At 65.9% G+C, this 11289-nt stretch carries 10 protein-coding genes; 5 read left to right on the forward strand and 5 right to left on the reverse strand.

The features are described 5' to 3' along the window. The first annotated feature begins 100 nt into the window (after positions 1-100). The 3 genes from AW271_RS23515 to AW271_RS23525 are packed head-to-tail and all read left to right on the forward strand — an operon-like array spanning position 101 to position 4161. Positions 101-1516: a ParB N-terminal domain-containing protein gene (locus AW271_RS23515; RefSeq protein WP_062339881.1), complete on the forward strand. Its 1416-nt coding sequence runs from the start codon at positions 101-103 to the stop codon at positions 1514-1516. Further along, on the forward strand, positions 1509-3332 hold the full coding sequence (locus tag AW271_RS23520) for a DEAD/DEAH box helicase (protein ID WP_062339720.1): 1824 nt from the start codon (positions 1509-1511) through the stop codon (positions 3330-3332). Before AW271_RS23515 ends, AW271_RS23520 begins: the two co-directional genes overlap by 8 nt. Next, positions 3316-4161, forward strand: coding sequence for a protein NO VEIN domain-containing protein (locus AW271_RS23525; RefSeq protein ID WP_157554551.1), 846 nt, complete (start codon positions 3316-3318; stop codon positions 4159-4161). The genes AW271_RS23520 and AW271_RS23525 overlap by 17 nt, the downstream gene beginning before the upstream one ends. Before the next feature lie 136 nt (positions 4162-4297). Here the strand turns inward: AW271_RS23525 and AW271_RS23530 are convergent, their stop codons facing one another. After that, the gene (locus AW271_RS23530; RefSeq protein WP_062339724.1) at positions 4298-4801 is read right to left on the reverse strand and encodes a very short patch repair endonuclease; all 504 of its coding nucleotides are present in this window, start codon (positions 4799-4801) and stop codon (positions 4298-4300) included. 89 nt (positions 4802-4890) lie between these two features. Here AW271_RS23530 and AW271_RS23535 point away from each other — a divergent pair, with 89 nt between their 5' ends. Then, entirely contained in the window at positions 4891-6171 is a 1281-nt protein-coding gene (locus AW271_RS23535; protein WP_218008155.1) for a DNA cytosine methyltransferase, read from the forward strand. Here the strand turns inward: AW271_RS23535 and AW271_RS23540 are convergent. From AW271_RS23540 to AW271_RS23550, 3 genes are all read right to left on the reverse strand, one after another. Next, positions 6164-6958, reverse strand: coding sequence for a hypothetical protein (locus AW271_RS23540; RefSeq protein WP_157554552.1), 795 nt, complete (start codon positions 6956-6958; stop codon positions 6164-6166). The two genes, AW271_RS23535 and AW271_RS23540, sit on opposite strands and share 8 nt — an antisense overlap. Positions 6959-7258: 300 nt before the next feature. Further along, positions 7259-8671, reverse strand: a complete 1413-nt coding sequence (locus tag AW271_RS23545) for a class II fumarate hydratase (protein ID WP_062339729.1) — start codon at positions 8669-8671, stop codon at positions 7259-7261. Beyond that, a complete protein-coding gene (locus AW271_RS23550; protein WP_062339883.1) occupies positions 8671-10380 on the reverse strand; it encodes an NAD-dependent malic enzyme in 1710 nt (569 codons plus the stop codon). Before AW271_RS23550 ends, AW271_RS23545 begins: the two co-directional genes overlap by 1 nt. Before the next feature lie 347 nt (positions 10381-10727). On the opposite strand from AW271_RS23550, the gene AW271_RS23555 reads away from it, so the two are divergent. Further along, a complete protein-coding gene (locus AW271_RS23555; protein WP_030455501.1) occupies positions 10728-10931 on the forward strand; it encodes a cold-shock protein in 204 nt (67 codons plus the stop codon). Positions 10932-10986: 55 nt separating this feature from the next. On the opposite strand, the gene AW271_RS23560 is transcribed toward AW271_RS23555, so the two are convergent. Then, on the reverse strand, positions 10987-11283 hold the full coding sequence (locus AW271_RS23560) for a hypothetical protein (protein ID WP_218008156.1): 297 nt from the start codon (positions 11281-11283) through the stop codon (positions 10987-10989). Positions 11284-11289 lie beyond the last annotated feature (6 nt).

An 11289-nucleotide genomic window follows, 5' to 3' on the forward strand; every position in this document is an offset into this window, starting at 1 on the left:
ACGCTAGTCTTCGGGCGCATGTTGCATTATGGCCGGAATTGTCGGCGAGTCCTGGCACGATCTATGCCCAGCGACTGATGACGAGAGGGAGCAGCAGAGAATGGTCACGTACGGGGTTCCCCCGCAGGCCGCCGAGACCCGCGCCATGATCGACGAGCGCCTCAGGGAAGCGATCGCGGCGAATGGCGAGAAGATCTCCATCGAATGGCGTGGCCAGCCAAAACACCTCTATGTCATCTCCATGCCCGTCGGTCTGCTCTACTTCAACCCCGACACCCACCGGATCCGGGCGCAGCGCACGCTCGATCCGGCCCGCGACCGCCTGCTCGACAACGACCCCTGGGGGGAATCGAGCCAGGATTACCTTGCCAAGCTTCTCCGGTGCCAGCCTGCCGACCCTGACAAGGTTGACCCCGAGTTCGAGTCGCTTCGTGACAGCCTGGAGTCGTTCGGTCAGAAAGACCCTGGGATCATCACCTACGAGGGCATTCTCGTCAACGGAAACACTCGCTGCGCCGCACTGCGGGACCTGGGAGAAAAATACATCCGTGTGGGGGTTCTTCCTGACTCCTCTACCTGGGATGACATCAACACCGTCGAGCTGTCGCTCCAGCTCCGCAAGGAATTCAAGCGTGACTACTCCTACATCAACCGCCTGATCGCGATCGCTGAGCAGATGAGATCCGGGCGTCGTGTGGAGGATATTGCCCGAGACTTCCATATCAGGACGAAGACCCTAGAACAGGATCAATGGGTATACGCCGTCATCCTTGACGCCATCGAACGCAGCAAGACCGCAGCAGGCGCCGCTCTCCGCTTGGTGGACTTCGAAGACCATCAGGAGAAGCTCAGGGAAATGCACCGGGCCTACAAGCAACTGGCCGGCACAGACAAGGACGCTGCCGAGGCGCTCAAGGAATCCCGCCTGGCGATGGTGGTTCTCAACTTCGCCAAGACGGATCTGCGCCACGTACAGGGTGACTTCCACGTGAAGTATCTGAACCAGAAGCTTCCCAGCTTCGCCCGGCCCTCGGTCGAGGACTCCAGCTCCGTCAGCATCCCCGGCCTGCCTGGCGTCGTCGTGCCAGATTCCGCACCCGCGACCAAAGCCGCCCGCACGCTCACCGACCAGGTTCTCAAGGCGCGGGCGACTGCATCACTGACCGCTCCGGGTGCCGACATCGGTCAGGTGACGCAGGCGAGCCAGGTGATTACGGCGGTGCGGGATTCGTTCGAGGGAGCGCTCAAGCCAGCCGGACGCGATGGGACCCTCCGGCAAAGACAACTCGCCGCCCCAGACCGGCTGTCCGACGCCTGTGACCTCATTGATCTCTGCATGGGCGATCTCGCAAAGGCGCGCGCCACCCAGGCGCTCGACCAGCCAGCGTTCGACGACGCTGTTGTCCGGCTGCGTGAGTCTCTAGAGAAACTGGCCAAGCAGGCGTCCCGGGCTTTCCCCGAACCGGGTGACGGTGTCGCCTGGCTGCTCTCCATCACCGACCCGAACAATGAGTGAGGCTGCGCCGAGCCTGGAAATCGTCTTCGGAGTTTCGGCGACCAAGGCGCAGTTCCGCGCGGGTGCCGGGTTCGAAGACGATCTCCGCCAGCTCATCAGCCGGTTCCGGACGGCCGGTCAGCGGTCGTCGGTCACCGCCGATATCGACGTCGATGACCTGCTGCTGAACCTTGGCGAGCTGGCCACCTGGCGCGACCCCGCTGGGGTGCGGTGGGATCCCCAGCTGGCGGCACTGGCGAGAGACACGGCTCTCGACGCTCAGACTGTTGACGGTCGGCTCCACGGCCGGTCTCCTGACGCTGAGGTGCCCCCTGAGTCCGTCATCGATCGGCTTGGCACGGGCTGGCTCGGCGACCTCACCGAGTTCCAGCGTCGTGACATTGCCCGGCTCCTGTCACTGCGGCACGGTGCGAACTTCTCGGTTCCTGGCGCTGGAAAGACACGGGTCGGCTTGGGCGTATTTCACGCTCTCAAGCAGGCCGGTGATGTACGGCGTCTTCTCATCGTGGGGCCCAAGTCGTGCTATGAGTCCTGGCAGACGGAGAACGCTGGTTGCCTTGCCGAGCCCCTCCGCATGGACGTGCTCGACGGCACGATCAACCCGGGCGCCGAGGCGGTGATCGTCAATTACGAGCGGCTGCAGCCTTCCGCCAACTCCCTCGCCCGGTGGCTGAGTGCCCAGCCCTCGATGCTCATCCTCGACGAGGCCCACCGCATGAAGCTGGGTGCCAACGGCGCCTACGGGTCTGCCTGCCTCGCACTGGGCCCGAGAGCCCGTAGACGGCTCATACTCACGGGCACCCCGGCGCCGAACGGTGCCAAGGATCTGGAAAGCCTGTTCTCTTTCGTCTGGCCAGGGCACGGCCGCCAGACGGTGTCGAGAGCGGTGGGCGGTGGGGATCTGGCTCATGCGAGCCGGGTACTCAAACCGTTGTTCACCCGCACCACCAAGGGGGAACTCGGTCTTCCGCCCGTCACGCTGACCCGCAGGGAGGTCAGCATGCCCTCCCTGCATCAGGAGATCTACGACGCTCTCCGCGGCTTCCATTCGGCCCGTGCGGCGGTGGCGCAAGACGACTTCCAGGCCATGGGCAAGATCACCATGTACATGCTCATGGCCGCGATCAGTCCCGCGCTGCTCGCGGTCGGCACAACCCGGTACGAACCGCTCGCCTACCAGGTGCCGCCGCTACAGATCCCCGACGGTTCGCCGCTTCTCGATTTGATGCGGGATCTGCCGAGCTACGAGCTGTCGCCCAAGTACCGCGAGACGCTTGCCATTGTCGCGGCCAACGCGGCCGCCGGGCGGAAGACGCTCGTGTGGTCTGGTTTCATCCGCAGCGTGACCACCTTGGAGCAGGTACTCAAGGAGTTCTCTCCCGCGCTCGTCCACGGCGGCACCGACGACCGGGAGGCGCAGATCGCTCGCTTCCGCAATGATCCGGACTGCATGGTGCTCCTGTCGAATCCGGCGACCCTCGGGGAGGGGATCAGCCTGCACCACGACTGTCATGACGCCGTTTATGTCGATCGTGACTTCGCCGCAGGTCGTTTCCTGCAGAGCCTCGACCGCATTCATCGTCTTGGCCTAGCCCCTGGGACGGAGACCAGAATCACCGTACTGACCTGCAAAGAAACCATCGACGATGTGGTCGCGCAGCGGCTGGAGGCCAAGCTGCAGTTCATGGGCAGAATCCTGGACGATCCATCTGTCCACCAACTTGCCGACCTCGATGACGAGCCAGCGGTGGGCGGAGGGCTTGATCTCAACGACCTGCGGGCGCTGATGGGTCACCTCCGTGCCGGTTCCTCCTGACCCGGTTCTCCGCGCGGCATCGCGCTGGCTGCATCACCTCTCCTCCGTCGACGTGATGCACGCCAGCGCGCTTTTCACCACCCACAGCGCCTACGCGGATGTAACGCCGACCCAGTACTCCACAGCCCTCACGTGGCTCAAGGAGAACGGGTTGGTGACATCCGACGGGAAGACCGGTCGGTCAGCGGGGCCGGCCTCCCTGATGGAAGCCGCGTTCAAGGACGCCTTGTGGCTCCCGGACGCCGATCTACTCGTCACATGTCCAGAAGAATTGCCCATGGACGTCATCCGGGCTGCTGACGCCATCGGCATCGGCACAGACGATGCCCTGGCCGTCATCCGGGATGCGTGGGGCAAAGTCGACACCGAGTCGCGGACGCGGGTGGGGAACGCTGGTGAGCTGGCACTGGTCGGCTTGCTGCGTGCGGCAAGTGACCTGCCAGTACGGCACGTGGCCGAGACGTCAGATGGCTACGGCTATGACATCGCGATCGGCGACGTGCACATCGAGGTGAAGAGCACGACCCGGCGCGGGCGCCTGACGATCTACCTGTCCCGTTATGAATACGAGACCATGAAGTCGGATCCTGGGTGGATGCTGGCGGTCATCCGCCTCGGCCCGGATCTCCAGCCGCTGGCGGTCGCCTCCCTCGACCGGCGATGGATCGAGCACGCTGTTCCTGGCGATCGCAGCCATAACGGACGGTGGGAATCCGTGCGCTTCGACGTCCCAGCGGATGCCGTGACTCCTGGGCTGCCACCGCTCGGCGCCATGCTGACGGAGGCGCAGAGCGGCCTGCTCTCCGGAAAACCGTCCTGGACCGGATAGCGACAGCGACGCGTGTTCTTGCTGAGACGTTGGATACTCTCCATGGGTGGACGTCGAAGATCATTTCCGACCGTACGCCGCTGTGGCAGCCGGTGCTGCCGGGATCAGATCGATCTCCGCCAACGCTGGGAAAGTGTCAGCCGGAATCGCTATTGTCGCTCGCATGTTCGGGATGGGGCTGGATGGCCGCGATCACTTCGCCGACCGCGTCGGCCAGGGTCACGTGCTCCCAGAGCCGGACGACACGCCATCCAGCGGAGTGCAGTGCCTCGTTGACCGCCCGGTCGCGTTCCATGTTGCGGCGCAGTTTCGGGGTCCAGTACCACTCGTTGGTCGTCGGCTGCCTCCCGTGATCAGGACACACGTGCCAGAAACAGCCGTCGACGAAGACGGCAACCTTCCGGGCGGTGAAGACGATGTCGGGCCGCACCTTCACTCGGCCGAGGTCCAGCCGGAAGTCCTTCCGGTAGCGCAACCCGAGCCCGTGCAGAGCCTTGCGGAGGACGACCTCCGGTTTGGTGTCCGCCCGCCGGTTGGCTCGCATGTTCCTCGAACGGCCCTCGTTGAGCGGCTGAGGATAGAGCCCTCGCTCGTGGGCCTGCTCCCTGGCTTGAATTCGCTTCTCTTCAGACACAGCCATTCCGGTGGGATCACAACGCTCGGTTTTGCCCGAGAAGATACCGCCGCCCAGTCGTCAGTCGTAGTTCCAAGAGTAAGGAAGGGGTCCGCGTGACCGGCCAGCAACTACGGGTCATCGAGATCTGCGCCGGGGCAGGCGGCCAGTCCCTGGGGCTGGAGCGGGCCGGATTCGAGCACGAACTCGCCGTCGAACTCGACCAGAACGCTGTCAACACGCTGCTGCACAACCGTCCTCACTGGAAGGTGGCGCATGGCGACGTGGCAGACCTGAACGTGTGGAACCCGGCCGACTACGCCCCGGCCGAGGGGCGTCTCCCCATTGATCTGCTTGCGGGTGGTGTTCCCTGCCCTCCGTTCACGATCGCCGGCAAGCAACTGGGCGCTACCGACGAGCGCGACCTGTTCGCTTGGGCCATCGAGCAGGTAGACGTCCTCAGGCCACGCGCACTGTTGCTCGAGAACGTGCGGGGCCTTAGCTTGCCGAGATTCGCCGGCTACCGGCAGCACGTGCTCGATCGCCTGCTGGAGTTCGGTTATGTGGCGGAATGGAAGCTGCTGGAGGCCGCGGACTATGGAGTTCCTCAGCTGCGACCGCGGTTCGTGCTCGTCGCCATGGCAGCCCAGGAGTTCGCCTATTTCCACTGGCCGGAGCCTGCCGGGCAGCCTCCCACTGTTGGTGAGGTGCTTCTTCCCCTGATGGCGGCGAACGGCTGGGAGGGTGCCACGAGCTGGGCGGCGAAAGCTGACGACATTGCGCCGACCATCGTTGGCGGCTCCAAGAAGCATGGTGGTGCCGACCTTGGGCCGACACGCGCGAAACGGGCTTGGGCGAAGCTCGGAGTGGACGCCTTCGGGGTCCACGACACCGCCCCGCCCTACCCTGCTTCCCGTCCCATGACGGAGTATGGCCCGAAGCTCACCTGCGACATGGTGGCGAGAATCCAGGGGTGGGACGACGATGAATTCCGCTGGAGCTTCACTGGGCGCAAAACCTCCGTCTATCGTCAAATCGGCAATGCATTTCCCCCGCCAGTGGCCAAAGCGATTGGGGTCTCCATCGCGAGGGCTCTGCGTCACGAAGGTGTGCCCCGAAACGTGGGAAACGATGTCGACCATGATCCGGTTTATCGGGTACTTCAAGGCGCATCCAGCTACCTGACGTCAGACCAGATCATCAAGCGTCTGGACGGCCGCGTTGACGTGGCAGAGGTGGAAAAGCGCATAGCCATGCTGGGCCGAGATTTCTTTATCGAGATGCAAGGCGAGGCAGAAACGGTCGCATACCGTCTGGGGGAGTTCAGGGCATTCCGCGGGCAGGAAGATCACATCCGGCATGACGAGTTCGGCAAGAACCGGTCGAAGGTCAGTTAGCCGAACCTTTCTGAAGACCTGACGCGCGCCGGTGGCCGTCGGGGTGCCCGAGTTGCTCCGCCCGGCGAAAATGCCGGGCGGCAGAATTTCGGTCGCCCGCGAGTTCGGTCAGGTCGCCCAGTTGATATGCGGCGTCCATGTTGCCGCCGGCCGAGCCCCAGTGGTAGTAAAAGGCAGCGTCTTCGGCGTAGCCATCAGCTTGCGACTTCCGGCCCAGGTCATAGGCGAGTTTCGCTGCGTTCTGGCCAGGAATGGTGACTGCCTGCCACTGGTGCGCTGGCGCGTGGAGATTGAACCAGTAGTCGCCGAGGGCCTTCTCGTCTGCCAGGACTAGCAGGGCGGCCAGGGCGGTCACGGCCCCCTCGTCCCGCTCGTGGGCTCGATGAATCAGATGCATGGCAGACCGGCCGAGAATTTCGACCGTGCGGAGATGCCGCTGGTTCGTGCGGTCGAAGTTGTGGTTACGGTGAGCGGCCACAACCGAACTAGCGAATTCCGCTGCTCGGTTGTAAGCGTCAACGGAGGGAGCACATCCGCCATCCTTCAGGGTGCTGATGGTCAGGTGCAGAAGCAGCAGTTTCTTGACGTTGGGCTTCAGGATCGCCGGGCCATAGCACATCTTGCTCAACGTTGAAGGAGAGAGCGTGTGGCGGGCCAGTGATTCATCGATATGCGCATAGGCATGGGCGACCTCTGCGGATGCCTCGCAAATGACTTTCTGTGAATAGCTGCTGCTGGTGACGAGACTTGCTGAGAACTGTTTCCAGTCAGGTGACCTCTGGTACATCTTGCTCCGCTGGACGTCTCTGTGTGGATTTGGGTGCTGGCCTACTCTCCCAGTCGTTGCCTTTTTTGGCAAGGCGAAGCGTGCTATATGCCCGTGTAGCGTTTCCCTGCCTGTTTGAAGCTCCGGCCACCAGAATGTCCAGTTGTGAATTGCGTGAATTTCTAGGGGGACCGGCGCATCGGGTCGTCGGAAACTTTGGCGGCGTGCCGACCATGTTGTTCTTTTCGGCTCCTCGGGTGATATTGTGGGCGCTCGGCTGTCGTCGGTGATAGAAATCAAAGATTGATCGCACATCCCAGGTCACCCGCCGTCGGCCGTGCCGGGTTTGGTCAGCCGTTCCGGGACGACCACCCGGTCGAACAGCGCCTCGTCGACGCCCGACCGCATCGCCGCCTCCTTCAGCGTCAGGTCCTCGTCGAGGGCCCGGTGGGCGATCTGGGCCGCCCGGTCGTAGCCGATCACCGGGCTCAGCGCCGTAACCATCATGATCGAACGCTCCACGTTCTCCGTCAGCCTCTCCGTGTCGAGGCGGGCGTCGGCGACCAGGAACTTGCGGAAGTGGTCGGTCATGTCGGTCAGGATGCGGGCCGAGTGGAGCACGTTGTTGATGATCAGCGGGCGGAACGCGTTGAGCTCGAAGTTGCCCTCGGCGCCGGCCGCCGAGACCGCCGTGTCGTCGGCCATGACCTGGATGCAGACCATCAGCATCGCCTCGGCCTGGGTCGGGTTGACCTTGCCCGGCATGATCGAGGAGCCGGGCTCGTTCGAGGGCAGGATCAGCTCGTGGAGGCCGCTGCGCGGGCCCGAGCCGAGCCAGCGCATGTCGTTGGCGAACTTGAACAGCGGCACGGCCAGCGCCCTGATCGCCGCCGAGACCCGCACCAGCGTGTCGCACGACGCCTGGGCGGCGAACGGGTTGGCCGCGTCGGTGAAGGGGTGGCCGGTCAGCCGGGCGATCTCGGCGGCGACCTCCTCGGCGAAGCCGGGCGGCGCGTTCAGGCCGGTGCCGACGGCGGTGCCGCCGATGGCCAGCTGGTAGAGGCCCTGCGCGGTGGCGGTCAGGTGGGCGGCGGCGTCGTCCAGCTGGGCGGCGTAGCCCGACCACTCCTGGCCGACCGTCAGCGGGGTGGCGTCCTCCAGGTGGGTGCGGCCGATCTTGACCACGTCGGCCCACTGGCGGCTCTTCTCGGCGGCGGCGTCGCGCAGGCGGCGAACCGCCGGGAGCAGGCCGCCCTCGACCGCCTCCACGGCGGCCAGGTGCATCGCCGTGACGAAGGTGTCGTTGGACGACTGGCCCATGTTGACGTGGTCGTTCGGATGGATCGGGTCCTTGGCGCCCAGCCGGCCGCCGAGGAGCTGGATCGCCCGGTTGGAGATCACCTCGTTGACGTTCATGTTCGACTGGGTGCCGGAGCCGGTCTGCCAGACGTACAGGGGGAACTCGTCGTCGAGTCTCCCGGCGATCACCTCGTCGGCGACCTCATCGATGGCGTCGGCCTTCCACTGCGGCAGCCGCCCCGCGCGGGCGTTGACGATCGCGGCGGCCTTCTTGACGTAGCCGTAGGCGTGGTAGACGGCCTTCGGCATGCGGTCGTCGCCGATGTCGAAGTGGATCAGCGACCGCTGCGTCTGCGCGCCCCAGAGCCGGTCGGCCGGCACCTGGATCTCGCCGAGCGAGTCGCTCTCCGTCCGGGTCTCCTTGTACGTCGTCATCACCGCTCCCTCGCCCGGACCGGCCGGTAACGCGGGTGCCACATGGCGTCCTGGACCTGCTGGACGGGGTCGCGCAGCGTCGTGCGGGCCAGCTGCTCCCGGTCGGCCTGCCGCGCGACGGCGACCGCGACCGTGGCGGAGATCTCACGCAGGTTGTCGACCTGCGGCAGCAGCGACGCCCCCGGCAGGGTCGGGTCGACCAGCCCGGCCACGGCCTCGGCGGCGGCCTGGAGCATGCCCCGGCTGACCCGCCGGGCCCGCGAGACGATCACGCCGAGCCCGAGGCCCGGGTAGAGCAGCGCGTTGTTGGCCTGGCCGATCACGAACGTGATGCCGTTGTGGGTGATCGGGTCGATCGGCACGCCGGTCGCGACCAGGGCCCGGCCGTCGGTCCAGCGGATCAGGTCGGCCGGCGTCGCCTCGATGCGCTCGGTCGGGTTGGAGATCGGGAAGACGATCGGCCGCTCGACGTTCGAGGCCATCGTCCGGACGATCTTCTCGGTGAACGCGCCGTGCGCGGTGGACGTGCCGAGCAGCATCGTCGGCTTCACCCGGGCCACCACCTCCGCCAGCCCGCCGCCCTCGCCGGCCGGGCGGGCGTAGGGGACCTGGAAGTCCCGCAGGCCGGACATGTCGTCGGTGAGCAGGCCCTGCTTGTCGATCGGCCAGATCCGGCGGGTGGCCTCCTCGTGGTCGAGGCCGTCGCGCACCATCGCGTCGCGCAGCTGGTCGGCGATGCCGATCCCGGCGGTGCCCGCGCCGAAGACGACGATCCGCTGGTCGCGCATGGGCAGGCCCGACACCTTCACCGCGCTCAGCATGGCGGCCAGCACGATCGCGCCGGTGCCCTGCATGTCGTCGTTGAAGGTGGCGATCCGGTCGGTGTACCTCTCCAGGATGCGCCGGGCGTTGGACGGCCCGAAGTCCTCCCAGTGCAGCATCGCGCCGGGGAACATCCGGGTCGCCGCCGTCACGTAGGCGTCGATGAAGTCGTCGTAGCGCTGCCCGCGCACCCGGGAGTGCCGGTCGCCCACGTAGGCGGGGTCGTTGAGCAGCCCCTCGTTGTCGGTGCCGACGTCGAGCGCCACCGGGATGACGCGGTCGGGGTCGATGCCCGCCGCCGCCGTGTAGACGGCCAGCTTCCCGGCCGCGATGCCCGCGCCGCCGCCCACGCCCCAGTCGCCGATGCCGAGGATCTCCTCGGCGTCGGAGGCGACGATCAGGTCGACGTCGTCGGGGCCCAGCCCGAGGTTGCCGAAGGCGCGCTCGATCCTGCCGGGGTCGTCGACCGACAGGTACACCCCGCGGGGCCGCCGGTATTCGTGGCTGTACGTCTCGATCGCCCGCGCGACCGTCGGGTCGTAGACGATGGGCAGCATCTCGCGCAGGTGGTCGCCGAGCAGCCGGTAGTAGAGCGTCTCGTTCCGGTCGCGCAGCCCTTCGAGGTAGACGTTCTTGAGCAGGTCGGTCGGCTGCGCGCGGTATTGCGCGTACACGCGCGTGACCTGCTGGTCGAGCGACTCGACCACCGGCGGCAGCAGGCCGTCGAGCAGCAGTTCGCCGCGCTCCTCCGCCGTGAACGCCGTCCCCTTGTTCAGCAGCGGTTCGCGCAGCAGCTCGAGGCCACGCAGGGACGTCGCGTAGGAGCCGTCGTCCTGCTCGGAGAACGCCCGGCGGGCCGCGTCCGGCTTCCTGTTCCCAGGTGACATCGTCACCATCCCCCGTCTCGCCCAGGAAAGTGGCTGTCCCACCGGCCGTGCCCCCGTGACACGCAGGGCAAAGTCAGGTTTTGGCCAGGAGTCGCCCCCGATCCGGTTGGGCCCACCGGGGGGCCAGGTTTTTCCGCACCGCCGTTATAAAGGCCGGGGCCGCCGTGATACTGTCGTTTTCAGTTGCAGTTGTGGTTCCCGAAGACTTCACGTGCCTCACCGGGTGAAATGAATCGGTGGTGGCACTTTTGTATTTCCGGACGAATTTCCGGTCGGGGTAATCATCGCGGCGACGCGAGGCGCGCAAATCGCGCGACTCACGGGCTCAACCCCGAAGGAGAATTGTTATGGCTACCGGTACCGTGAAGTGGTTCAACTCGGAAAAGGGCTTCGGCTTCATCCAGCAGGACGGCGGCGGCGCCGACGTCTTCGCCCACTACTCCAACATCGCCGCCTCGGGCTTCCGTGAGCTCCAGGAAGGCCAGCGCGTGAGCTTCGACGTCACGCAGGGCCAGAAGGGCCCGCAGGCCGAGAACATCGTTCCCGCCTGACCCTTCGCACGACCCGACCGGGCCCGCGCCACACGGCGCGGGCCCGGTTCCGTTTTCAGCGGGCGAAGACCTCGAAATGGTCGACGGTGGTTTCCCGGTCGACGAGATAACGGTCGTCCTGCGGATAGAAGACGGCCGTGCCGGGTTCGTCCCCGGCGAAGGCGCGCACGGCCTCCCACGAGTCCCACAGGGAGACGAGGAAGAACTCGGTCCGGTCGCCGTCGTCACGGCGGGTGAAGGTGACGCCCCGGTTGCCGGGGGTGGAGACGTAGCCGGGGTGGCCGGTCTCCATGAGGTAGTCCGCATAGGCGTCGGCGTCGTCTTTCCGGGTCCAGCCACGCCAGGTCCGCATAATCAT

This window comes from Herbidospora sakaeratensis (genome assembly GCF_001570525.1).
GTDB classification, from domain to species: Bacteria; Actinomycetota; Actinomycetes; order Streptosporangiales; family Streptosporangiaceae; genus Herbidospora; species Herbidospora sakaeratensis.